We start from the raw sequence: 24,482 nt of genomic DNA, 5'->3' as shown, positions 1-24,482 counted from the left end.
GATGATGTGCAAATAAAAACAACTTTTATGATGATTTATTTGTACTCGAATTGATCACCAATTGCTGTAAATTATTTTGCAATGCCTTAATTCGTGTAGATGCTTCTTCACGCTTTTGCATGCCTTCTTTCTGAATCTGAATCACATCATTTACAGTCTTAATGAGGGTGTTTTGAACATGTTCAAGTGTTTCAATATCAATCACTGAGCGTTGATTGGCTTTCGCTGTATCGACTGAGTTTTGATGCAATAAATCTGCATTTCGTTTCAATAGTTCATTGGTTGCATCATCTATTGTATTGGCAAGTTGCACACTATTTCTTTGCTCATTTAAAGAAATGGCTAAGCTAATTTGGTTTTTCCATGCAGGTAAAGTAATGTTTTTTATCGCATAAAATTTATCTACTAACATCATATTATTGGATTGAATAATACGAATCATCGGTAAAGTTTGCATTGCAGATTGTTGTAATACCTGCAAATCACTAACACGCTTTTCTAAATTATTTGCTAAATGGTTCAGATCATACACACGTTGTGTTGTTTTCTGATCTTGCTCTAGTGCAGATAAAGTCGCAATTTCATGTTGTACTTCTTCTTGTTTAATTCTTCCAGCAGCAATATAAATACCGAGTTGACGATACTCTTCTTGCACACCATTAAACATCCGATCCAAAGTGTCAACACGAGCTTTTAGCCCAGTTTGTGAACCTTCAATTTCTTTAACCAAGCTATCAATTTGCTCTTTGGTGGTGTTGAAATGTTGATCAAAGCTTTGTTTTGCACCTTTGAATTTATTTAAAATTCCACCAATAAAGCCTGAACTTTTAGACTTATTTAGAATACTTGAAGTATTCAGTTGCTGAGCAACTTGTACAACCTCATTCAGTTTTTGACCCGTTACATCTAAGTCTTTATTTTTAACCAAGTTCAACAATTCATCGGTATAGGTTGATGTTTTCGTGGCAATATTCTTACCATATTCAGCAACAGCTGCATGATTAATATTGGCTAAATCTTTATGCGCATTTACAACCTCATTAAAATCGTCATTGTTTAAACCAATTTCTTTCAGATTCAGTTGTTCAAACTTTTGTAATTCTAAGCTCGAATTTGACTCAATGGGTGGTTGATGATTTGATTCGTTCATAAATGTGCCCTATTTATTTTCTAATGATTTCTTTAATGATTGAATTAATTTATCACGACTTTTATCGAGATCATCCGTTGCCGTAAAAGAATGCTGTGCACTACTCTGTTTCACATGATATTGCCAAGCTGGAATCAGCACTTGCTGCGCCTCATTAAAACGATCAAGTAAGGATAATGAAAGTTGTTGAGTCAATTGCATTTGTGCAAGTGCAATGTCATTACTCGACTGTAAAGTCTGTAAGGTATTAATCTTTTTGGATAATCTATCTGAAAAATTATCTAAAGGATGTCTGTTTTGTACAAAATCAGGATATTCGTATAAGAACTCTTGCGCTGCACGAATATATTTTGCCATTTGTTCACGTAAACCACTGGCCTGTTGAAATCGTGATTCTGATTTTTGAATTTCGATCTGTAAACGTTGACTCAATCTTTTGGCTTCGTCAATCAAACTTTCTAAATCATGCAAATACTTCACTTGGCCAGCGCTAAACTCTAAATCTAAGCCTAACCATTTTTGTAGCGTATTAAATTTCCGTTGATTTAACTTTTTCTTAGAAGCAGACAATTGCTCAATAATTCGGCTAATCACCAAGCTTAATTTCTGAGTCAAATTTGGATCGATACTATTTAATAAAACTGATTGCGCTTGAATAAGTTGATCTGCGTACATATTCATACGTGTCTGATTATCCAGTAAAGGAATCAAATCATTACGTTTAATTGAAAGCAACTCTTCAGAACTACAAGGAATTTGCTCAATAGGAGTCAGGACTTTAAATTGTTTCATATCGGTCTAAAATGAAGTATTTATCCAAAATTTTTCAATGATTTACGCAACGCTTTAAATAAAACAATGCTTCCTTAAACTTATAATATAAATTGCCTATGAATCCTATATAAATAGCAAAAAATATACAGATAAAAAAGCCAGCTTCTAAAAACTGGCTTTTAACAAACAATCTAATCGTATAATCTTATTTCTGCTTCATTTTATAACGACGATAACCTGTCAAACCCATTAAACCGACTAGGCTTAACCAACCCAATGCACCGCCACCACTAACACGTGTACTACCAGGTGCAGTACCTGAGTTTTCAAGTTTTACAGTCGCTGCATTAGAAATCAAGCCATCTGCATCATAGACATAATAACTAAACTTATAGCTAAATGGGTCTAATGTATTTCTCAACTGAACATGTAGTTTCCCACCATAGCAGGTATATTTACTATCCTCACCTGGACATGGTCCACTACGATCTGCCGTGATCACAACAGGATCAAGGTTTGCAGCGATACGAATTGGTAATTCTTCACCTTTTGCATTGACATAGAATTTTGGTTTATTGGGTTTCTCTGTCAAAGCACTGACATTACCGTCACCATCATCATTTGCATATTGTAATAAATCCACATCCAATGCATTGGTTGAACCGTAAGCAATATTCAAAGTAGTGTCTTTTGCAACTGGGGCAATATTGACATAACTCGCAATAATATATGCCGATGATACAATTTCAGGGTTTGCACCTTTTAGCTTCAGTTGATAGCTACAGAATTCATTTTCACCTGATGGCGTCACATTATCACTTGTACGCCACATCATAATTTTATTGAGATTCGCATTCCATTCACAATGAAGCTTTGGATCTTCTTTCCCAACAAATAATCCCTTGTTGTCTAATACACCCAGACCAAGCGGTTTAACAATCACCTCATAATTGTCTGAGCTTAAATGTTTAACTGTTCTTACATCATTACCATTTGCATCTTTTGTCACGATTTCCGCTGGTAAACTTGTCGCATAAGGGTCAACAAAAATAGTGCGATACTTTTGATCTGATTTTGTGTATTTGATTAAATTACTATATTTATCTACCTGAATTTTATAAAACGGAAGATAATCTGCTTTCGTAGCTTTATCTTCAACCAGTTTAGTATAAGTATCTAATTCATTTTGATAGGTTTGTAATGCGGTCACTACAGAGGTATTGGTCGCACTGACATTATTTGCAGTTAAACGAAGCAACTCGGTTGAACCTAGATCACACGAGTTTGCTTGTTCATTTGCACCATTTGAGTTCACCGCAATCACACGTGTTACACCACGCTGATCCGCAGTACTACAGCCTACATACCCTACATCGACTAAGTCTTTATCTGTACCTAAGTCTTTAGGGAAATACATAGGCATAAAGTTGGTCGATTCACTTGGTGTTTGTAACTCAGTTAGAATCGTTGAGAAATTAATTTGACTGACATCAAAGGTATGATCTTTATTATCTTTGGTTACAGCTTCTGCAACTTCACATTGGTCATTTCCAGCAGTCAGGGTTAAAGCGTTATAACTCAAGATCATACCTGAGTCTTCAACCTTAGACACATCCCCATCGGCATAGCGACAAGACTTGCCTGTGTTATATGCCAAGACATTATTCACAAGTGCTTTAGCACCATAATTTCCATATAACAACGTTGCCCAAGCATTATTTTTGACAATAGTATTGCTTTGCAAAGCTAAACTTGAAGCATCACTAAAATTGACTTTGCCTTGCGGTGTCGTAGCACTAAACTGGATAATACTGCCATTATTAGGATTCGCTGTATTATTCGTGATCGTATTGGCAGTCAAAGTGGTCGTTGGCTGTCCACAAAAATTAAAGACGCTCGTACTCGTTGCTGAACCATTATTGACAAAACTTGCTGAACTGATTGCAATATTACGTGTCGTAAACTTTAAATTATCAGAACAAGACATACCAAGCACACTACCTTGCTCAGCTTGATTGGCTTGAAATAGACCGTATGTAACTGTCAATGCGCTGGTCACATCATTTAAATAAATTGCTCCACCCATTTTTGCTTTCGCATTGAGAATAGAGACATTATTTAAGTTTAATGTACCACCTGCATAAATTGCCCCACCGACATCATTATTTGTATCACTTGAACTTGAACCATCTGTCAAAATTAAATTATTTAAAGTTAAGCTCGGTTTATTGTCATAGATCGTATTAAAAATACGAACTTTACCTTGACCCGAAATGGTTGTTTTTAATGGTAAAGGTGCTGGGTAACTATTGGTCAGCACACTTGGACGTGAATAATCAGCAGATTCTTTACCCCAAATTGCAACGTCAGAATTTGGTTGTAATTCTTTGCTTAATAAATACGTCCCAGCTTCGAGTTGAATGACATTAGGCACACTTGCATACACCTGTCCTGCAACACAACCACCATATGCTTTGTGTGTAGACGCTGCTTTTAAAGCTTCTCTCAAAGAACATTTATCAAGATTTTCACCATCTTCATCTGCAAAAGTCGTCACGTAAATTGTGCGATCTTCTGCTGCCATAAGTGACATTGCAGACAATATAGTAAGCGTCAAAAGTCCTTTTTTATAATTTTTCATGTCCAATCCCTTTACTTATATTTTATGCGTCGATAACCGACCAGTCCAACCAATCCAATAAGTGATAAGAATCCAAAACTGCCGCCAGAAGTTTTCACTTTATCGTTTTTAAAATCATCAGGTTTTCTTTGTACAATTCGTGCAGGTATTGTGATGTAAGGATTATCAGATTTATTAAAACTGGTTGTAGATGTGACCACGTTAATTTTAAATTCATCTGAACCTTGCCAATGATTATTTGGCGTATAAACCACATCACCATCTTGGTTAATCGTCATGGTTCCTTTTGAAGGTGTATTGGTTTGAATGATTTTCAAACACCCAATTTGCCAAGGTTTACCATTGTCATCTACATCACGGTTGAAAATTTTCTTACATTGTTCAGCACTAACTAATTCACCATCTTGCAATTGATCTGCGATTGAAAAATTAGCTGTTTGATCGTAAAGAATATCCTTACCAACTGTAGTCACATTAGAAGTATCAATTACCAACTCTATTGCACCACGGTCACACAATTCAGGATTACGATCACGCGCTTTTCCACGTTGATCAGCAGTAGAACAAGCTAAAACTTGATCTTGAACAGAAACGCCGTGATTCACAATCGGTGAATCTGTAATTGCATTATAGCTTGGCAAAATTCGAGGTAAAAAATATCCTAATGCAAGTTTTGGCGATTCAGAAAATGGACATAAAATTCCACTAGAACTGTAATCGCATTTACCTTCTGTCGTTGTTCCTGCGATTAATTGTGTATTCCCCAATGCAGTCGCTTGAAAACCCTCACAACCTGAAGAATAAAGGTTATTACTGACCTGCATTGCTTCGCCGCCTGCTTGAATCGTACAGTCTTGTGTACCATTTTTAGCAAGAATACTATTCGCAACATAACCTTTCTTTTGTGGTGCATTTAAAATCAATCCCATGCTATTTAAAATCATGGTGACATTATTGATTTGCATTGCATCGAAGACTTTAGCAACATAACCTTTATTACTGAAAATGGTACTGTTAATCACACCAAAAGGCGCTTCTTTACCCAAAGCTTTTAATGCATCTTCTGAAAATTGATTCTTTGTATCAAGGACTGAACCTGTTGCTCCTGTCGCTTCATTATCACGTATAACCGACTGCATAATGATATAGGCAGGAATTTCGGTATAAATTGCACCACCTTCTTCTGCTTTATTGCCTTTAATTAAAGTGTTATTCAAACTAACAAAACTTAAACTCTTATTGGCTTCATGAATACCCGCGTTATAAATTGCACCACCTTGTTTCGCGACACCATTTAACAACTGCCCATTACTAATGCTTAGTAATTCTTTGTTATAAATCAAACCACCCTGTTCAGCACAGACTGACTGACCACAGCCTTTCATCGTAATTTCAGTGAATGACACTTTGATCATGGGTGGTGCTGTTGTAGCTGCAGGATCTATGATTTTTTCAATGCGGAATAAACGTCCTTTACCCGCCATTTTAATAATCGCGTTTTTCTTACCAATGACGTTTTCAGTATCAGTGACATTGGTTTCGTAGTTGGAGGCAAAATCAACATCTTTAGAAATGTGAACTTCCTGATTAAGCACATATTCTTTATTGGCATCAAGAAGAATTCTAGCATTTGCTGCCTTGCCACCACAGCCATTGTAGCCTGCTTCTGGCATCCCCTGATTAATGTATTCAATGGCTTCCCTTAATGAACACTGATCATCAGCTTTAACAACATCTTCTGTTGTTGTTACTGTAATATTTGCACTAAATGCATGACCACTGATGCATAATAATCCTAAGCCTATGCCCCGTTTGAGCATTATAGTCTCCTTAATTTCTTTTAATTATTTCTTATTAGCCAGCAAAGCTTAGCCATAAATCCTTTTCGCGTACTTTGTCACAGTTAAAAAAAATTCTCAAGAATTTTATGATAACGTGATTTGACAAGGTATTGGTGCTTACTTCTTACTAGACAATCGAAGACTACCCTCTATCACTATTGTCTATATTCATCAATCAATGCATAGATTTGTCTTAATGTAGAATGAGATAATTTAGTTTTCTCACCCTTCAGTAACTTTTCTAATTGCTCAACTGACTGAAGCAGTGTACTGGTTTGATGTGGTCCATGTAATAGCATATATTCCGTTATTTGTGGGTCAAAATGTACACCCCTGCGTTCGAGTACCGAATGTAAAAGTGATTGACGGTCTGCATATGAGTTTCCGCTAGGTACTTTTACACTGACTGCTTGCGTTAAACGTGATTGTAAATCGGGTAATTCGAGTTTTAATTCGATTGGTGCAAAACGTGATGAAAATACCAGTTGACCACCACCTTCATTATTATTGTTAATTAAATGAAAAACAGCTTTCTGCCAATGCGGTACACCACTAATGGCTTCTATATCATCCAAAGCAACCAAATCATAACTTTCTAAGGAAGTAATCGCTTCAATCGGTGCATCGAGTAACTCAAGTAAAGATACTTTAATTGCTGATTTACCAATTTCTAAATATGAATCGCAAATTGCAGAAAGTAAGTGGCTTTTTCCTGTGCCTGCTCCACCATAAATATAGAAGCGATTCATCAAACCCGCATGAAGCTGACGCACAGCATCAATTACAGGCCCCCAACCTGGCCCAGAAAAATCACTAATTCGGGCATCCAGTTGTGGTTCTATATCCAACTGTAATTGACGCATAGACGGTATAAATTCCTAAAGTGGTTCTTGGTCTGATTTGACCTTTTCTTCGTTATCTTGCGTGTTTTTTATTTCAATATCAAGGTCAACTTGCTGACTATTCACTGAAATCGTTTCAACATGCCCATCATTTTGCATCACAATGGATGCGGGTGTACTCAATTGATAAAATTGACTTTGCTCATACCATTCTCTAGCGTGTTTAAGCAATACCACAATAATTGCTGCGACAGGTAAGGCAATTAACATGCCTACAAAGCCCGCGAGTTGTGCGCCTGCTAATACAGCAAAAACCACAGCAACGGGTGACAAACCAATTTTATCGCCCAATAAGAAAGGTTGTAAAATATAGCCTTCGATTAATTGTCCTACACCAAAAACCGCCAGAACCATCAATAAATGCTTTGGATCCATACCAAATTGGAAAAAACAAGCAATTACTGCAGCAATAATCCCAACACCAAAACCTAAATAAGGAATAATGCTACATAAACCGGCAATCATTCCAATGATTAAACCAACTTCTAATCCAATCGATTGTAAACCAACGGCATAGATGATTCCGAGCAAAATCATCACCAAAAATTGCCCTTTGACAAAAGCCCCTAAAACACTGTGACATTCACTCACAATGCTCATGGTACTTTGTTCGTATTGACGTGGAATCAAGCTTTTTAAGCTCGCTAACATGCGGTTCCAGTCCAATAAAAAATAGAATGCAATAATTGGAATTAATACGATTGTGCCGCCAATAGAAATAAAGCTCAGTCCAGACTGCGCTATTTTCAGTGCCATCGTTTGAATGCTGTCAGCACTATAATTGGTCTGCACATACTCCATGACGACTTGTGAAATTTGGTCTGTATCTAACTCCATTCGCTCTACATTAAACGAATGAGAAACCCACGGTAAAAAAGTTGAATTAATCCAATGAATTCCTGCTGGAATACTATCTCTTGCATAGATCAACTGTTTCCACACCAAAGGCACAACAAACCATATTGCCCATGTCAGCACAACGCCTATACCAATAAATACGATAGCAATTGAAAGCCATCTTGGTAAAAATTTTGATAATTTTTCGACCACTGGGCTAAATAAATAAGCCACAAGAAAAGCAGCGATAAACGGGATTACCACAGGTTTTAATAAGTATAAAACCCAGAGGATTAAAGCAATGCCACCGAGTATAAAAATTCGTTTTAAGGTCCGATCATGCATGTAATCACGCCTTTTTCAGATTTAATCGTTATTGAAAGTAAAATATTTGAATAAACATAACATTTTAGTGCAGAAATAACATAAGAATTTCGTATATTCAGGTATAATCTGCGCACGAATGCGGAGACTTCACATATGAGCAACTCAACTTCTACCCCAAACACTGGTTTAAGCTATAAAGACGCTGGTGTTGATATTGAAGCGGGCGACGCACTTGTCGATCGAATCAAATCTGTCGCTAAACGCACAACTCGCCCTGAAGTCATGGGTGGTTTAGGCGGTTTCGGTGCACTTTGTAGAATCCCTAAAGGTTATGAAGAACCTGTTCTTGTATCTGGTACAGACGGCGTCGGTACTAAATTACGTTTAGCACTAAACTTAAACCGTCATGACACAATCGGTCAAGACTTAGTTGCAATGTGTGTGAACGATCTTTTGGTCTGCGGTGCAGAACCATTATTCTTCCTAGATTATTATGCAACAGGCCACTTAAACGTAGACGTTGCGGCAAATGTCGTAACAGGTATTGGTAAAGGTTGTGAGCTTGCAGGCTGTGCATTGGTCGGTGGTGAAACTGCTGAAATGCCAGGTATGTATGAAGGCGAAGACTATGACCTAGCAGGTTTCTGTGTAGGCGTGGTTGAGCATAGTAAAATTATTGATGGTACTAAAGTCAAAGCAGGTGATGTTTTGATTGGTGTTGCTTCTTCAGGCGCGCACTCAAACGGTTACTCTCTACTTCGTAAAATCTTTGATGTTAAAAATGTTGATTTAACACAAATCGTTGATGGTCGCCCACTTGCAGATACAGCAATGGAACCAACACGTATTTATGTGAAAGCGATCCTAGAACTTCTTAAGCATGTCGATGTTCATGCGATGGCACATATCACAGGTGGCGGTCTTCCAGGTAATTTACCACGTGTATTACCAAATGGTGCGCAAGCCGTGATTAATGAATCGTCTTGGCAATGGCCTGAATTATTCCAACTTCTTCAAAAAGAAGGTGGTGTAGACAGATTCGAAATGTATCGTGCATTTAACTGTGGTGTAGGCATGGTGATTGCTGTTGATGCTGCTGATGCTGAAAAAACCATTGAAGTGTTAAATGCTCAAGGTGAAAAAGCTTGGAAAATTGGTCAAATCCAAGACAATGCTGAATCAGTTGAAGGCGCTGACGAAAAAATTCGTGTAATTTTTGCGTAAGAACATCACATGATCAAAATTGCTGTACTGGTTTCAGGCAGTGGAAGTAACTTACAAGCCCTGATTGATGCCAATCTTTCAGGGAAAATTGTTGGGGTTATTTCCAATAAACCTGATGCCTATGCACTACAACGTGCCAAAAATGCGAATATAGCCACTGCAATTATTGAACATAAACAATATCCTAATCGTGAAGCTTTTGATGATGTAATGCATCAACAATTGCTTGATTGGAATGTTGATTTAGTCATACTTGCAGGTTTTATGCGAATTTTAAGTGCTCAATTTGTCAAAGCATGGGAAGGTAAAATGGTGAATATTCACCCTTCCCTATTGCCAAATTACAAAGGTATGCATACGCACCAACGTGTTTTAAATACAGGTGATGTGCTACATGGCTGCACGGTTCATTATGTCACTGCGGAACTTGATGCAGGGCAAGCTTTAACACAAGGTGTTTTAAAAGTTGTACAACATGACAATGTTGCATCACTTGCAGAACGCATTCATGTGCTAGAACATCTGATTTACCCGCAAGCGGTTGAATGGATTTGTAATGGAACAATTCAGCATCTAAAAGAAGGTCAAGTACTTTATAAAGGACAACCTTTAGAAAAGCCTATTCAGTTTTGTCAGTTCTAAAAAGCTCTATAAAGTATATGAAAATAAAAAATGCATCCTCGGATGCATTTTTTTATGAACTCAATTTCAAGAATCAAACAAGATCATTCCTATTTCAAAGTCATTTCAAACTATTTTTGAATGAGCTTCTTCACCAATTCAACAGTTTTAACAGGATGTTCCAAAGGAAACATATGTCCTCCTGAGGTCACTGTAAAAGGTATCGCTAATTTTTTCTGAATGATTTGTGGAAACTTTTGTTTTAGAAATGGGCTTTCATCCCCTATCACCAAATGTGATGCCACGGGTGGATTAGGCATCGGCAACCACATTGAATCGGAGTTTGTTCTAAAAATTTCGACCTCATCATATTTAGAAATCGTTAGCTCAACACCACCTCTTGCCGTATCTTCCGTTAAAGCATAATCAATATAAGCTTGAAAACAGTCTTGATCAAAATGCTGATAAAACCCTTTCGGTCTTAATAATTCAGCCGCTTGTTCACGAGAATCCCAATGATCACGACGTTTAAGGCTAAGTGAAGCAGGGGTAATTTTATCAATCAATTTTGGTTTGAAAATTTTAGCCATGAACATCACAAAAGCAGCTTTCCCCACAATCAAAGGAGGATCAAGCATGATGACTTGTTCAAATAATTCAGGACGTTTATAAGCAGCTTTTAAAGTAATCACTGCACCTAATGAATGACCTAAACCAATCACTTTACGTCCTTGAGCCTGCTGAACAATACTATCAACAACTTGATCCGCCAGTTCATTCCATCCTTGAGCAATTGGGTAGCGACGATCTGGGCCAAGTAAGGGAACATAAATCACATCATATTCATCTTTAAGCAAATCAAATAGCTTCGTATAGACTTTTGAAGGCACACCATTGGCATGCGCAAAATGAATGAGTGGCTTTTGTTGATTAGAGATATTCATGATATTCGGTTTTCTATTTTGAAGAGCTAAAATAACGTCTCTCACCAATACAACAGCGAGAGACGTTTTAAAATTTTACTGCATTTTTACATCTTGATTCATACCTAGCTTTTGACTTACAGCTTCACCTACACCATGTCCCATTTCAGATCCTATACGACCTAAAATTGAGTCAAATGGACTGCGTTCAACAGTATAATCCACAGCTTTATTGACTTTTAACTCACGTTTGAGTGTTTCAATATTACCAGCTTTATCTGCAATACCTAGTTTGATCGCTTGATCTCCAGTCCAAAATAAACCTGAGAAAATTGCAGGATCAGTAGATTTAAGCTTAGTACCACGACCTTGTTTCACTGCCGTAATAAAATGTGAATGAACATTATCCAATAATGCTTGGATATGTGCTTTTTGCTCAGGATTGATCGGTTTGGTCATGCTTAAAATATCTTTATTATTTCCAGCAGTCATGGTTCGATCTTCGACACCCAGTTTTTGAGCTAAACCATTTACACCATAATTCGGCATGATCACGCCAATAGAACCGACTAAACTTGAAGGATTAACCCAAATTTCATCGGCAGCAGAAGCAATATAATACGCACCTGATGCGCCCATATCACCAATCACAGCATATACTTTTTTATCTGGATTTTGCTTTTTGAGATATTGGATTTCTTGCCAAATATCATCAGATTGCACAGGTGAACCACCCGGCGAATTTACATTTAAAACCACAGCTTTTGCAGACTTTGACTCAAATGCTTTTTTCAGTGACTTAATTGTGTCAACACTGTTTACACCTTGATTACTTGAATCAATGGTCCCCACAATGTTCACTACACCTAAGTGCTCTCCTGAAGTCATTTCCCCATCGTCATCACTCGATAATGAACAACTTTTAGTCATCATTACCAATACAACAAGGATATAAAGGAATGTAAGAACTTTAAAGAAAATTCCCCAACGACGGCTGCGGCGTTGTTCCTCGACTGAAGCAAGTACGACTTTTTCTAAAATTCGCCATTCTTGTCCTGTAGGTTGTTGACCAGACGATGAATTTGAGTTTGTGTTTTCGTTTTGTGGTTTCGGCGGCCAATCGGACATTTATACCATCCAAATTAATTATTCATGCTTCATTATATACAAGGAATATATATAATCTGTCCAATCATTATGATTTATTCTATAATATTTTGCTAAAGCACAATACATATGAACCCTATTTTCATTTTTAGTACCGATGACTGACAAACATAAGACTATAATCTCTCGACTTCTCAATTTTTTCAGTCGACGCTCTATTCCAATCGCCCGTTTTATCGGACGTTTATTGGCGAATATTGTCAATTTATTACATATCACCAAAACATCTGAAACAATTCGCCTTAATGTCGAAATCTGTTTCCCGCACTTAGATAGACAACATCGAGAATTGATTACTCGCCAAGCGATTCGTAATGAAATTCAATCTTATATGGAATTTTTTACAATTTGGGGAAGCTCTACACAAAAAAATCTTGCTCGAATTCATCAAGTCCAAGGTGAGCATTATTTTCATGAAGCATTAGCGCAGGATAAAGGTCTCGTACTGATCGTACCTCATTTTGGCACTTGGGAAATCATGAATGCATGGATTGCACAATATACTCAAATGACCATTATGTATAAGCCAATCAAAAATAACGAAGCAGATCAGTTTGTTCGTGCAGCAAGGAGCCGAGAAAAAGCCAATTTAGTTCCCACTGATGAGTCAGGGGTGCGACAAATTTTCAAAGCTTTAAAACAAGGTGGAACAACAGTGATTTTGCCAGATCATACGCCCGATCAAGGAGGCGAACTCATTGAGTATTTTGGCATTCCATTGTATTCCAGTAATTTAAGCGCAAAGCTGATTCAAAAAACCAAGGCTAAAACATTGTTTCTTTATGCGACAAGAAATGCAGATTATGGGTTCAACATGACGATTGAGCCAGTAGATGAAAGCATTTATCAAGTAAGTGCAAATGAAGGTACAAGTATTATTTGCGGACAAATAGAAAAACTTATTCAGCAGCACCCAGAGTACTACCATTGGAGTTATAAGCGCTTTAAAGCACATCCTCAGCTAAAAAAAATCTATAATATTCCACACCAAGATGCGATAACTTTAATTAATTCAATCCGAGATAAATCATTCATTGATACGATAAGAGATGAATCATTTATTGTTGAAAATTAACCATTTCTGAGTCTGACGAAAACTGGTCATACTCATTTGTCCTTTGGTATTAATTTTAAATTCAATCGATCCCTGTTCGATCGTGGTTTTTACAGGAATATTCAATGCTTTCAATCTTTCTAAAACAATAAGATGTGGATGACCATAACGATTTGCATAACCCGCAGATGCAATAGCTAGCTTAGGCTTTAACTTTTTTAAAAAAGCAAAAGAAGAACTGTGTTGACTGCCATGATGTCCGAGTATCAATACATCAACTTTTAAATCAGGATATTGTTGCAACAATCGATACTCTGTTTCCCAACCTACATCCCCCATAATAAGAAAATTTTGATATTGCTTCGATTCTGGTACTTGAATATAAATCGCACAAGACAATTCATTTTGATTATAGGGTGCTTCACTTAGGCTATTTTGAGGTGGTGAAAGCACTTTTATTTTGACCTGACCATATTCCCAGTGCTGTCCTTGATAGCAATATTCAAAATTGGCATGATCAAAGCGCTGATCTTTTTCATTTGAATACACTTTTTTAACTTCAATTTCTTTAGCAACGTCTACAAAAGCACCACTATGATCTTGGTCTAAATGCGTCAAAATCACTTGATCTAGCGTAGAAATACCTTGTCGAGACAAATAAGGAATAATCAAATTTTGACCGATGCTGAACTTAGCTTCATCATAAGAACCACCTGTATCAATCATCATTTTATGCTCAGGTAAATTGACAAATACTGCCTGCCCTTGCCCGACATCTAAAACATTAAGTTGAAAAATATACTGACTTTTATTGGGTAATAATAAAGGGATTAAGCATAATGAAGCCCAAAATTTAGGAATCACACCTTTGGGTAAGAACAGAATAAATACCCCCAAAGCGATGCATAAGATTTCTAATGAGGTAAAAGCCCACCAATCTAATTGAAAGCCAGAAGTTTGATCTAAAACCTCAAGTAAACTTAATAACAGACTCAACAAGTAATCTGCAATTTTAAAAAGTAATATTTCGAGTGAATCAGAGAATAAACTGAGACAAGCAGCTAAAACTTCGATCGGAACAACCAAAGTGCCAATAATAGGAATTGCGAGTAAATTGCTAAATGGAGTCACCCATGAAAATTGTTGAAAAATCCACAACACTAACGGCAATAATGCAATAAATGTTTTCCATTGCGAATCGAATAACACCTGTAGAAAAAGCTTTAACTTTGATTTCCACGTTTGTATTTGTTCATTGGGTTGCTGTTGTAAAGTTTGATAAACCCGTATCAAAATAAAACAAGCACCGAAAGATAACCAAAATGAGGAAGATAAAATACTAAAAGGATCAATAAGTAATAAAATACTGGCTGTTAAAAGTAAATGTTTAACAGGTTGAATTTTCTGTTTTAAAAGCACAATCACACTAAGAATAAATACGGTGATCATGGTACGAAGTGCGGGTATTTCAAAGCCCACAAAAGCCGTATAAAAAACTACGCAAGCTAAAAATGGATAGACTAACAAATATGGTCTAGGAATTTTTAAAAATATTTTTGGATAGATTTTATTTAAAATAAGATTAAAAATAAAACAAAAAATCATTGCAAAAATAAGTACATGAGGCCCTGATATGGCGAGTAAATGTGCAATACCTAACTTTTTAAATAAGGTTTGAATTTCTACAGAAAGTAAGCTTTCATCACCCGTTAACAATGCAAGCAAAAGTCCTTTATTGTGTAAGGATGAATTGGAAATGACACCTCTAAAATCCAAACGCAAACTTTCTATTTTTAATAAAATACGTTGATTAAATCGTTGCTCTTGATCAATAAAAGACTGTAAACCAAATTGTTTGACTTGATTTTCATCTATGGCTTGAACGGATTGAGCATTTAATATTCCAAGCAGATTCTCTTGTAGAAACCATTTTTCTTTATCAAAAGTACCTTCAATGGCATAACCATGTACAGCTTTGAATTTCCCAATAACTTGATAATAATGCCCCAGCTTTATCTCTTCCGCTTGCTGCTCATTGACATACATCAACATTGAAATGGGTTGCTGGTTTGGAGCTAAAACAATAACCCTTTGTTGAATGACCTTTTTCTGTCGAAATGATTGATTATTCTCTTGAGTCTGATCATTCAATTTAATTTTATTGATTGACTGAATATAAATAAGATGTTGCGTCTGATTACTTTGTAGCGGTCTTAGCGCGAGCCTTTTTTCTAATGCATGATCTGCATAAAATAAACCCGATAAATAGCTAAAAATACCAATGACAATCAAACCAAAGTATCTAAATACAGGTTTATCCGAAAATGAAAATTTAAAGTATTTGAATAGCAATAAAATTACACCCAACCCAAAAGTGAGCGTGAAATATAGGCTTAAATATTGCGGTGTTTTAAAACCCATGAATGAGATACCTAATATCCATCCAATCAGGGTGATGTACATATACATAATCATTATTCGATTTTATTGTTATTAAAAGGAAATTTAAGCCCAAACCTGTTGAGCTTAAATGCGAATTTAAGAATAAAAAATAGGCTGTATTAAATATCAGTTGTAATTAACCGTCAATCCACAAACCATCTTGCATATGTAAAATTCGATCTGCCGATTTAGCCAATTGTTCATCATGCGTCACGATCAACATCGCCATATTGAACTCTTCTCGTAATTCACGTAGCAATTCAAAAATTGAGGTTGCTGTTTTACGATCCAGATTTCCTGTAGGTTCGTCGGCTAACATCAATTTAGGTTGAGTCACCAAAGCTCTCGCTAAAGCAACACGTTGCCGTTCACCACCTGATAATTCACCAGGTTGATGCGTTAAACGATGGGTTAAACCCACACGTTCTAGTAAAAACTCTGCTCGTTGTTTAACTTGCTTAAAATCTGCATCTTTACGTAACATCAACGGCATTGCAACGTTTTCTAAAGCCGTAAACTCAGGAAGTAAATGGTGGAACTGATAGACAAATCCCAAGTGTTCATTGCGTAAAAAACCACGCTCAGCCTCACCTAAATCATCAAATCGTTTGCCATTTAGATTCACCAAACCTTGAGTGGGTCGATCTAAGCCACCGAGAATATGCAGTAGCGTACTCTTACCAGACCCACTCGAACCAACAATCGAGACAAACTCGCCTTGCTGAACTTGTAACGATAAACCTTTAATGACATCCACATTCGATTTACCATCGGTAAATGACTTATAAATGTTTTTCGCTTCAAGCACTGTATTGCTTGTTACAGCATTGGCAAAGTTACTCATAACGAAGTGCCTCCGCAGGTTGAATTTTTGCTGCACGTAAAGCTGGATAAATGGTCGCCAAGAAACTGAGCAATAAAGATAATCCAACGATCACAACCACATCTTGCCATCTTAAATAAGACGGTAAATAGTTGATAAAATAAGCATCGAATAAATGTAAACCTAACGTAGTATTCAACCAGCCAATAAAGTTACTGATGCCTAAAGCAGAAATGATTCCTAAAATAGCCCCAGCCACTGTTCCAACAACACCAATCACAGTACCTTGAACCATAAAAATTCGCGTAATTGTTGCAGGTGAAGCACCTAACGTCCGAAGAATTGCTATATCAGACTTTTTATCGGTAACAACCATCACCAATGAAGAAACAATATTAAACGCAGCAACAAGTACAATTAAAAACAGTAAAAGACTGACCATCGCCTTTTCCATCTGAATCGCACTGAACAAATTACCATGCGTATAAGTCCAGTCGGAAGCATAGAACGTGCCCGGAAGCTCTTTTACAATTTGATTTGCCACTTGAGGTGCTTGGAAAATATCATCCAACTTCATACGTACACCTTGTGCACCATCTGGAAGGCGTAACAAAGTTGATGCGTCATTTAAAGCGATATAGCCAAGACTAGAATCAACTTCTGCACCAATACTGAAAATACCCACGATTTTAAAACGTTTAAACCGCGGTACTACGCCTGCTGGAGATGGTGTCGCTTCAGGTAAAACCAACGTGACATTATCATTCAGGCTTAGCCCTAACGCATCTGTCATTTGTTTACCTAAAACAATGCCATATTCACCTTTTTTTAGTTGATCTATGCTACCTTCCACCATATGATTTTGGATAATTGAAACCTTCTTTTCATATTGAGGTTCAATACCCGTGACCATGATTCCAGCAACTTGCCCCTGTGCTGTGAGCATACCTTGAAGTTGGGTAAATGGTGCAACACCAGTAACATGCTCATGTTGTTCAATTTTCTTTGCAAGAACGGGCCAGTCTGTTAAAATTTGCGTTGAAGAAACAGTAGCTTGAGGTATCATACCCAAGACACGTGTCTTTAACTCTCGGTCAAAACCATTCATAACGGATAGAACTGTAATAAGTACAGCTACGCCTAAGGTAAGACCGATCATGGAAACCAGAGCGATAAAAGAAATAAAGTGATTACTACGCCGTGCGCGAGTGTATCTCAACCCTATATACAGCGAGATTGGTTTAAACATACCATCTAGTCCGAGGTGTTTTATGGAAGCGTTACAGCATCAAAATGAAACAAATGAACGTCGCGTTATGTCGCGCATCGATGCTGCATTAAGAATCAACTATCAAGTCATTTCTGAAGAAGTTGCGCTGAACGATCCATACGATTCTAATTTTGTATTACCGCGCTATTTTCTACTACTTGCAGAATTAGATCAATTTGATCATGCACTTCACTACGAATTAGAACAATTAAATGAAAAAGATCAACAAATTGCTCGAATCTTATCCTTATTCAATCAGAAATTAAACCTTATTACAGGTTCTATTTACGATTCTATTGTACAAACCATGTTACCAACGCCTCAAAAGGTTAACTTTTCAGAGAGCGGTTTTAGCTTTACCAGCCAACAACACTTAAAACAAGGCACTTATATTCATGTAGCCTTAAGCCATCCTGAAAATTTCTTTCATATTGCAGCGACAGCTCAGATTGCTTATTCAGAAAGTGTGGAAAATGAACAATATCGTGTTGGTGCATATTTCATCACTCTGCACCCACAAGACCGAGTTAAACTTGCAGAATGCATTCAGCTTAATATCATACCGACCAACTGAGATAATTTATTGATTTATAGTTGATTGATTTATGGACTAAACTTTAATTTTTCGAGCGAGTAATTTACTCGCTTTAAAGTCTCTATAAAAATATAAGAATAATCCAAAAATTAAAACGGCTGCCCCGACAAATACAGTGATTGTTAATTTTTCATCATTTAGCATTGCGCCAAAAAACATCGCTAACATTGGGGTCATCACTGTGGTTAAAGATAAAGTAGTCGCTTTAATATTCTGTACCAATTTGAAATAACAGAACATTGCCAATAACGATGCCATCAAAACAGTATAGATCAATGCCAAGAGTGATTGAGTATTGGGTAAATGTGTCGGTGCGTATTGCCAAATAAAAGGAACAATACAAACCGCTCCAAAAGTAGAAAACAAAATTGAACCAGTTGCTTGTGCCATCGGTTCAATCTGCGCATTGACAAATTTAACCCAATAAATCGACAGTGAATATGCAAACACGCTCAGTAGCATCAGACCGATTCCAATTGGATGAACGTGCTGACTTTCTGCACCACTGGTACAAATAATACCTAATCCAATAACAGAAACCGCCATTCCCAACCATTGTAAAGTCAAAAGCTTTTGCTGGAATCCAAAGCGACCAATCAAACCTGCCATAATCGGCGCAAATCCGAACATTAAAGCAATAATACCTGAGCTCAAATATTTCGTTGCAGCATAAGTAAAAATTTGAGAACCAATTAAACTCAATGAACCTGCCAAATAGCTGTGCAACGCAATTTTATTGAGCGGTAATTTTATTTTAAGTAATAACAACACGCCGCAAGCAACCGGCAAAGCAATAAAAAAGCGTAATACCAAGGCCCACATCAAATGTAAATCAGACACACTCCAAACAATCGCCAATGGTGTGCTTGCCCAAATGAAGACCAATAAAATATAAGTCATCATCAGGTTTGATTTGGAGGGCATATTGTTTCCTAATAGGTCAATGCGATGGGCGAATATGACTAAAGTTACTTATACAGCAGTTTTACGTTTTTGCTTTAAAATCGTTTGATCTAAACTACTGGAGAACTCACGTTTATCACGTTCTGAAATAGGTGGAGGCCCGCCTGTTTGTACTCCTGCACCACGTAAAGTATCCATAAAATCACGCAAATGTAAGCGCGCTTTGACATTGGCTGATGTATAAACCTCACCGCGTGGATGAATTGCAACACCACCCTTTTCAATAACTTGAGCAGCCAAAGGAATATCTTGTGTAATGACAATATCGTGTTCACTCATACGATCCACGATTTCTTGATCTGCTTGATCAGCACCCGCCATTGCTTGAATCGAATTAATACGAACAGAGGGTGTAATTCCAACAGGTTGATTGGCAACAAAAGTGACTTCTAATTGATAACGATCAGAAGCTCGCAGAATCACTTCACGCAGAATTTTAGGCAATGCATCTGCATCGACCCAAAGTTTAAATGGCAACACACATTTTCTCAGCTTTAGCTTTATTGTATTCGTCTAGTTTAGCAAAATGTCAACGAACTTACTTTGGTGCTTTTGATCAAATCACGATTTTGAATACTTTAATTTGAATATTTAAATTTGATCTTTGAATTTTATGATTCAATTTAAATCACTGTACTTCTTTTATTTTTGGTTATTTTTAAAGCAAATCATAGGCGTTTTAGCTTTAAAACATGCTTTTCATAGTCATTTTACATTTTAAGACTTGAAATATAACAATCACCCTCGATTTAATGTAATAAGAGCAGCATGAATCAATTGCAAATATGAACAATCAAAACAGACCAGAAATAATTACGATTGAAGATCAAACTTTTGGTAGTCATGTCGAGCATTGGAACTTACTCACAGAAAATCCAAGCACAGAGGTGCCCAAATGGTTAGGTCTCGCACTCGATGCACCGATTATGCCAATGGGTCTGTGCGCTAAAGAATGCGATATGGATCAATCTGCTTGGCTCATTCAAGGTCCAAGTGGCGCTTCAGTACAACTCTGCCAAGTGATTGATGTTGAAAACAATAAGCCTAAAGCGGTAAAAACGGCTTTTCCAAGCTTTGAAAGTCCGTATCAACTGACCGCCTCGATTGATCGAATCATTACTTGTAAAACCAATACGCAAGCCGTCTTATCGTTAAATGTAGGCAGCAATAGTGTGGTTTATGCTTTTGACAGCTTATATAGTGTCAATAGTCACCAATATCAACGTGATCAGCAATACAAAGTGCAACTCAATGCATGGGCCTATGCACTTGAAAAAGTTTCAGATCATGAACAAATTATTGTCGATGACCCTGCTTCAATTAAGCACCATCGTGCACTCAATGATATTCTTTCGCAAAATAATGGTATTGCACCTGAAAACTTGCAAGAACAAATCAATGCTTGGGAGCCTAAATCTGAAGATGATAAAGCACCTGTCACTGTTGATTTTTCAAAAATGGTGGCCTATCTCTACGGTGAAACTTTAGGTCAAGAAGATGAGGCGTGGTTCCAAGGTAAAGTGGTTGGTAAGACATCCATGCAATTTATGCAACAAGAATATACCCTTTATGATGTCACTTTGATTTTAGAAGAAGATCAACCTGCCATTTTAGTGCGTATTGCGACCAAAGATCCTGCATTTAAAAACTTTGAAATTGGACAATATATCCGTGGCAATATTTGGATTCAGGCGAATATCTATTCTGAGAAATAATTTATTGCGGATTCGATAGTACAATCATCCTAAAAGGCATGTTATGTGAATAACATGCTTTTTTATACCTAAATAAAAATTAAAAAAAGACTTAATTTATTCTCATATATTTTAAACATAATACTTGTTTTAAATTCATTTATAAAAAGTTATCCACATTTTTAAATTCAAATCACTATAAAGAAAAACCTAAATATGCTAAGACTCAATAAAATAAATTAATTTTAAATAATTAAAACAAACTGTACTCAACCACACTTTTAGAGAAAATGAATTTAAATGATTGTTGAATCATCATCTTTTTAAAATTGCTATTGAATAAATATAAATCAACTACTTACATGAATTAAATGTAATTCAAGTTAACTTTAGACCTATTATTTAATTCAAATCATAGATAATACAGTTAAGTTATCCACAATATACCCACAAATTACTTATTTTAAATTTAAAATAATTAAAATCATTCTGCGTTAATATATTTACAATCGTTGAATTAATGTAAATTAGTGCTTTATTTAACCAATATTTTATGTTAAAAATACGACGAACCAATAGGATTTAACAATAATTTTAAAATCTAGGCTCAGTAATGAAAATTATACCTGAACAATCGACTAGTCTTATTAGCGAAAATAGTGGTTTTCGCTTACGTTTGGATAAAGGAGCTTGCTGCTTTTTTGTTCTGGGGATGTTTTTGGCCGCAATGATCAATCATATTCTAGGCATTTTTCCATCGACCTGATTTATAACCTAGTAACGCATATATAAAAAAATCCTTCAAAGTGAAGGATTTTTTATTTATAAATCTTTTGTAAAATTATGGATTAAGCATTGCGCTTAGCAAAGTCATCCATAAAGTTAACCAATGCCTGAACACCTTCCAAAGGCACGGCATTGTAAATACTCGCACGCATACCACCCACTGAACGGTGACCTGCAAGATTCAATAAGTGGTTTTCTTCAGCTTCTTTCAAAAATAACTTATCTAAAGATTCATCCGCCAAAGTAAAAGGTACATTCATAATTGAACGGTTTGGAATCGCGATTGGATTATTATAAAAATCACTTGAATCTATATAACCATAAAGTAATTTAGATTTTTCCAAATTGATTTTGTGCATTGCGTCTACACCGCCCTGCTCAAGTAACCATTCAAAAACTAAACCTGATAAATACCATGCATAAGTTGCAGGTGTATTCACCATTGAATCATTTTTAGCTTGCGAACCATATTTTAATAGGCTTGGAATTTCAGGTTTTGCTTGATCGAGCAAATCATCACGAACAATCACCAAGGTTAAACCTGCTGGGCCGATATTTTTTTGTGCACCGGCATAGATCAAACCAAATTTAGATACGTCTAAAGGCGCAGATAAAATACTTGATGATAAATCAGCAACTAAAGGTTTATCTGTTACAGGAATATTGGCAAATTGAATACCACCAATGGTTTCATTTTCAGCATAATGCACATAAGCTGCATCATTCGATAAGTTCCATTGGCTTTGATCGCTAATCGCAAGTTTGCCATCAATTGTTGTGCCCGCTTCTATGACATTGATATCGCCATATCGTTGCGCTTCTTGAGTCGCTTTTTCAGACCAAATACCCGTATGAATATAATCTGCTTTTGCATTTTTACCCAAAAGGTTCAAAGGAATTGCAGAAAACTGAAGTGATGCGCCACCTTGTAAAAACAAAACTTTGTAATTTTCAGGGATGTTCATCAACTTACGAAGATCAGCTTCTGCTTTTTCAGCGACAGCCACATAGTCCTTACTACGGTGGCTCATTTCCATGATGGATAAACCTTTACCATGCCAATCTAACATCTCTTGTTGAGCTTTTTCTAAAACGGCAGTAGGTAATGCAGCAGGACCAGCACAGAAATTGTACGCGCGCATGATTTTTCCCTTTATAAAAGTGAAACGAATGAAATAGGCGCATTTAACCACAAAATGGCTTTTCTTGCAGTAGCTTTGTCAGTCAATCTTTCAATGTGTTTGACAATTTACAGTTGAGATTTCAATAACAAAGACGAGTCAAACAGACTTTAAGTCCGTTTGACTGATTTAGGAATATGGTAAGTCATCGAATTGTATTTAGGCTGTTGAGAACAATAGATTGCATAACCATTTAAAGATTCAGCAATCTGTCGACTTGAATGGTTTTCGACAGCTACAGGATAAATAAAATGTTCCAAGTCATTCCTTGTTGAAGCCCAATGCACAAGCGTTGTAACTGCTTCTTTTCCATAGCCAAAACCATGACGATCTTCTCGGATCCAAATACCCAGTTCAGGTGTTTTCCCTAGAGTTTCATGAAGTCCTACCAACCCTAAAAACTCATGATTTAATTTATGCCGAATCACAAAATTTAAATCAGAACCCTCTTTGATTGTGGTTAACCATACTCGCCATATCACCTCGGAAGCTGCTTGATCTGGTGGTGGATCCCAAGACATATACTTTGTCAGCGTGGGTGTAATGCAGGCATAACACTCTTCGGCATCATTCGATGTAAAAGGTTTCAGTATCATACGTGCAGAATCAATCATGATCATATTGATATACCAAATGAATTTCAAAAAATCTAATTCAGTTTTTAAACGTTGCTTTCAATATTGTCCTGAATACTATCTTAAAAACACCTTTAAACAGGCTTTCAATTATGAATTCTGTTGTTCTACATAGTGTGCAAAATTATTTAAAATGGCTTGCCATCCAGCTTGTTGCTGTTCAATTGGATATTGATTTTCAGGGTCAAAAGCAATCTTGACCAAAACTGCACTTCCCTCCTGCTTAAATATAACTTCAGCAATACGATCACCAAATACATAGACAATTTTTTCATGTGGAATGACTTCTGTATAGGTTCCAGCGAAATCAAATCCCATACTGCCATCTTTAGCTTCCATGCGATTTGAAAACTGACCACCTACTCGCAAATCATTGACAGAATTTACCGTATGCCAATCTACTGAAGCAGTGTTCCACTGTTCTATATCTTGAGGATTGTTATAGATTTGCCACACCTGATCAATTGGTGCATGCACTAGGGATTCCACTGTAATTTTTGTCATATTCGCTCCATTTCTTTTTTCTTGAAAATTCTATTAACAATAAAATATTCACTCTGGCCTATTCCAGCAATCGTTCTAAAATAGAAACTACAAAAACCACACATTTATCACCCTACTTTTAGATTATT

General features: G+C 36.5%; 21 protein-coding genes. 5 read left to right on the top strand and 16 right to left on the bottom strand.

Translation table 11 applies throughout. The features are described from left to right. Nucleotides 1-25: 25 nt before the first annotated feature. From CDA10_RS06520 to cxpE, 6 genes are all read right to left on the bottom strand, one after another. Nucleotides 26-1,150 carry a toxic anion resistance protein gene (locus CDA10_RS06520; RefSeq protein WP_089604802.1) on the bottom strand — a complete coding sequence of 375 codons (1,125 nt, stop codon included), beginning with the start codon at nucleotides 1,148-1,150 and terminating at the stop codon, nucleotides 26-28. Between the two features lie 9 nt (nucleotides 1,151-1,159). Beyond that, nucleotides 1,160-1,942, bottom strand: a complete 783-nt coding sequence (locus tag CDA10_RS06515) for a tellurium resistance protein (protein ID WP_089604801.1) — start codon at nucleotides 1,940-1,942, stop codon at nucleotides 1,160-1,162. Between the two features lie 187 nt (nucleotides 1,943-2,129). Next, nucleotides 2,130-4,565: a CSLREA domain-containing protein gene (locus tag CDA10_RS06510; RefSeq protein WP_089604800.1), complete on the bottom strand. Its 2,436-nt coding sequence runs from the start codon at nucleotides 4,563-4,565 to the stop codon at nucleotides 2,130-2,132. An 11-nt stretch (nucleotides 4,566-4,576) separates the two neighbouring features. Continuing rightward, entirely contained in the window at nucleotides 4,577-6,385 is a 1,809-nt protein-coding gene (rbtA, locus tag CDA10_RS06505) for a rhombotarget A (protein WP_089604799.1), read from the bottom strand. Between the two features lie 176 nt (nucleotides 6,386-6,561). Next, on the bottom strand, nucleotides 6,562-7,269 hold the full coding sequence (gene hda / locus CDA10_RS06500; protein WP_010113236.1) for a DnaA regulatory inactivator Hda: 708 nt from the start codon (nucleotides 7,267-7,269) through the stop codon (nucleotides 6,562-6,564). A gap of 15 nt (nucleotides 7,270-7,284) precedes the next feature. Next, nucleotides 7,285-8,490 carry a chloramphenicol efflux transporter CxpE gene (gene cxpE / locus CDA10_RS06495; RefSeq protein ID WP_089604798.1) on the bottom strand — a complete coding sequence of 402 codons (1,206 nt, stop codon included), beginning with the start codon at nucleotides 8,488-8,490 and terminating at the stop codon, nucleotides 7,285-7,287. A 135-nt stretch (nucleotides 8,491-8,625) separates the two neighbouring features. On the opposite strand from cxpE, the gene purM reads away from it, so the two are divergent. Both purM and purN read left to right on the top strand, forming a co-directional pair. After that, entirely contained in the window at nucleotides 8,626-9,696 is a 1,071-nt protein-coding gene (gene purM / locus CDA10_RS06490) for a phosphoribosylformylglycinamidine cyclo-ligase (RefSeq protein ID WP_089604797.1), read from the top strand. A 9-nt stretch (nucleotides 9,697-9,705) separates the two neighbouring features. Next, nucleotides 9,706-10,338: a phosphoribosylglycinamide formyltransferase gene (purN, locus tag CDA10_RS06485; protein WP_089604796.1), complete on the top strand. Its 633-nt coding sequence runs from the start codon at nucleotides 9,706-9,708 to the stop codon at nucleotides 10,336-10,338. Between the two features lie 110 nt (nucleotides 10,339-10,448). Here purN and CDA10_RS06480 read toward each other — a convergent pair whose 3' ends face one another. Continuing rightward, a complete protein-coding gene (locus CDA10_RS06480) occupies nucleotides 10,449-11,261 on the bottom strand; it encodes an alpha/beta hydrolase (RefSeq protein WP_089604795.1) in 813 nt (270 codons plus the stop codon). A 75-nt stretch (nucleotides 11,262-11,336) separates the two neighbouring features. Further along, complete coding sequence (gene sppA, locus CDA10_RS06475) at nucleotides 11,337-12,368, bottom strand: signal peptide peptidase SppA (RefSeq protein WP_089604794.1); 1,032 nt, start codon at nucleotides 12,366-12,368, stop codon at nucleotides 11,337-11,339. Between the two features lie 136 nt (nucleotides 12,369-12,504). On the opposite strand from sppA, the gene CDA10_RS06470 reads away from it, so the two are divergent. Further along, a complete protein-coding gene (locus CDA10_RS06470; protein ID WP_089604793.1) occupies nucleotides 12,505-13,482 on the top strand; it encodes a lysophospholipid acyltransferase family protein in 978 nt (325 codons plus the stop codon). Here CDA10_RS06470 and CDA10_RS06465 read toward each other — a convergent pair. The 3 genes from CDA10_RS06465 to CDA10_RS06455 all read right to left on the bottom strand — a co-directional run bounded on the left by CDA10_RS06465 (nucleotide 13,462) and on the right by CDA10_RS06455 (nucleotide 17,975). Next, complete coding sequence (locus CDA10_RS06465; RefSeq protein WP_228704599.1) at nucleotides 13,462-15,882, bottom strand: DNA internalization-related competence protein ComEC/Rec2; 2,421 nt, start codon at nucleotides 15,880-15,882, stop codon at nucleotides 13,462-13,464. The genes CDA10_RS06470 and CDA10_RS06465 overlap by 21 nt on opposite strands. A 157-nt stretch (nucleotides 15,883-16,039) precedes the next feature. Then, a complete protein-coding gene (gene lolD / locus CDA10_RS06460) occupies nucleotides 16,040-16,747 on the bottom strand; it encodes a lipoprotein-releasing ABC transporter ATP-binding protein LolD (RefSeq protein ID WP_089604792.1) in 708 nt (235 codons plus the stop codon). Next, entirely contained in the window at nucleotides 16,740-17,975 is a 1,236-nt protein-coding gene (locus CDA10_RS06455) for a lipoprotein-releasing ABC transporter permease subunit (protein ID WP_089604791.1), read from the bottom strand. Before CDA10_RS06455 ends, lolD begins: the two co-directional genes overlap by 8 nt. 22 nt (nucleotides 17,976-17,997) lie before the next feature. Between CDA10_RS06455 and CDA10_RS06450 the strand changes: the two genes are divergently transcribed. After that, nucleotides 17,998-18,570 (top strand): PilZ domain-containing protein, encoded by a 573-nt coding sequence (locus tag CDA10_RS06450; protein ID WP_089604790.1) that lies wholly within the window; start codon nucleotides 17,998-18,000, stop codon nucleotides 18,568-18,570. Nucleotides 18,571-18,606: 36 nt separating this feature from the next. Here the strand turns inward: CDA10_RS06450 and CDA10_RS06445 are convergent, their stop codons facing one another. Further along, complete coding sequence (locus CDA10_RS06445) at nucleotides 18,607-19,515, bottom strand: DMT family transporter (RefSeq protein WP_089604789.1); 909 nt, start codon at nucleotides 19,513-19,515, stop codon at nucleotides 18,607-18,609. A gap of 48 nt (nucleotides 19,516-19,563) precedes the next feature. After that, nucleotides 19,564-20,034, bottom strand: coding sequence for a YaiI/YqxD family protein (locus tag CDA10_RS06440; protein WP_089604788.1), 471 nt, complete (start codon nucleotides 20,032-20,034; stop codon nucleotides 19,564-19,566). A 305-nt stretch (nucleotides 20,035-20,339) separates the two neighbouring features. On the opposite strand from CDA10_RS06440, the gene CDA10_RS06435 reads away from it, so the two are divergent. Then, nucleotides 20,340-21,269 (top strand): hypothetical protein, encoded by a 930-nt coding sequence (locus tag CDA10_RS06435; RefSeq protein ID WP_089604787.1) that lies wholly within the window; start codon nucleotides 20,340-20,342, stop codon nucleotides 21,267-21,269. An 827-nt stretch (nucleotides 21,270-22,096) separates the two neighbouring features. Here CDA10_RS06435 and serC read toward each other — a convergent pair. The 3 genes from serC to CDA10_RS06420 form a co-directional block, all read right to left on the bottom strand. Further along, nucleotides 22,097-23,176, bottom strand: a complete 1,080-nt coding sequence (serC, locus tag CDA10_RS06430; RefSeq protein WP_089604786.1) for a 3-phosphoserine/phosphohydroxythreonine transaminase — start codon at nucleotides 23,174-23,176, stop codon at nucleotides 22,097-22,099. A gap of 149 nt (nucleotides 23,177-23,325) precedes the next feature. Further along, nucleotides 23,326-23,829 carry a GNAT family N-acetyltransferase gene (locus CDA10_RS06425; protein ID WP_089605174.1) on the bottom strand — a complete coding sequence of 168 codons (504 nt, stop codon included), beginning with the start codon at nucleotides 23,827-23,829 and terminating at the stop codon, nucleotides 23,326-23,328. Nucleotides 23,830-23,940: 111 nt separating this feature from the next. Then, entirely contained in the window at nucleotides 23,941-24,354 is a 414-nt protein-coding gene (locus tag CDA10_RS06420; RefSeq protein ID WP_089604785.1) for an SRPBCC domain-containing protein, read from the bottom strand. Nucleotides 24,355-24,482 lie beyond the last annotated feature (128 nt).

Source organism: Acinetobacter piscicola, assembly GCF_002233755.1.
Lineage (GTDB): Bacteria > Pseudomonadota > Gammaproteobacteria > Pseudomonadales > Moraxellaceae > Acinetobacter > Acinetobacter piscicola.
The sequence above is the reverse complement of the archived record's forward strand: the minus strand, read 5'-3'. Positions and strand labels throughout refer to the sequence as shown.

Bases quoted from the DNA above. Each gene is read 5' to 3' on its own strand.
- CDA10_RS06520 (WP_089604802.1), bottom strand. From the start codon at position 1,150: ATGAACGAATCAAATCATCAACCACCCATTGAGTCAAATTCGAGCTTA.
- CDA10_RS06515 (WP_089604801.1), bottom strand. From the start codon at position 1,942: ATGAAACAATTTAAAGTCCTGACTCCTATTGAGCAAATTCCTTGTAGT.
- CDA10_RS06510 (WP_089604800.1), bottom strand. From the start codon at position 4,565: ATGAAAAATTATAAAAAAGGACTTTTGACGCTTACTATATTGTCTGCA.
- rbtA (WP_089604799.1), bottom strand. From the start codon at position 6,385: ATGCTCAAACGGGGCATAGGCTTAGGATTATTATGCATCAGTGGTCAT.
- hda (WP_010113236.1), bottom strand. From the start codon at position 7,269: ATGCGTCAATTACAGTTGGATATAGAACCACAACTGGATGCCCGAATT.
- cxpE (WP_089604798.1), bottom strand. From the start codon at position 8,490: ATGCATGATCGGACCTTAAAACGAATTTTTATACTCGGTGGCATTGCT.
- purM (WP_089604797.1), top strand. From the start codon at position 8,626: ATGAGCAACTCAACTTCTACCCCAAACACTGGTTTAAGCTATAAAGAC.
- purN (WP_089604796.1), top strand. From the start codon at position 9,706: ATGATCAAAATTGCTGTACTGGTTTCAGGCAGTGGAAGTAACTTACAA.
- CDA10_RS06480 (WP_089604795.1), bottom strand. From the start codon at position 11,261: ATGAATATCTCTAATCAACAAAAGCCACTCATTCATTTTGCGCATGCC.
- sppA (WP_089604794.1), bottom strand. From the start codon at position 12,368: ATGTCCGATTGGCCGCCGAAACCACAAAACGAAAACACAAACTCAAAT.
- CDA10_RS06470 (WP_089604793.1), top strand. From the start codon at position 12,505: ATGACTGACAAACATAAGACTATAATCTCTCGACTTCTCAATTTTTTC.
- CDA10_RS06465 (WP_228704599.1), bottom strand. From the start codon at position 15,882: ATGGGTTTTAAAACACCGCAATATTTAAGCCTATATTTCACGCTCACT.
- lolD (WP_089604792.1), bottom strand. From the start codon at position 16,747: ATGAGTAACTTTGCCAATGCTGTAACAAGCAATACAGTGCTTGAAGCG.
- CDA10_RS06455 (WP_089604791.1), bottom strand. From the start codon at position 17,975: ATGTTTAAACCAATCTCGCTGTATATAGGGTTGAGATACACTCGCGCA.
- CDA10_RS06450 (WP_089604790.1), top strand. From the start codon at position 17,998: ATGGAAGCGTTACAGCATCAAAATGAAACAAATGAACGTCGCGTTATG.
- CDA10_RS06445 (WP_089604789.1), bottom strand. From the start codon at position 19,515: ATGCCCTCCAAATCAAACCTGATGATGACTTATATTTTATTGGTCTTC.
- CDA10_RS06435 (WP_089604787.1), top strand. From the start codon at position 20,340: ATGAACAATCAAAACAGACCAGAAATAATTACGATTGAAGATCAAACT.
- serC (WP_089604786.1), bottom strand. From the start codon at position 23,176: ATGCGCGCGTACAATTTCTGTGCTGGTCCTGCTGCATTACCTACTGCC.
- CDA10_RS06425 (WP_089605174.1), bottom strand. From the start codon at position 23,829: ATGATTGATTCTGCACGTATGATACTGAAACCTTTTACATCGAATGAT.
- CDA10_RS06420 (WP_089604785.1), bottom strand. From the start codon at position 24,354: ATGACAAAAATTACAGTGGAATCCCTAGTGCATGCACCAATTGATCAG.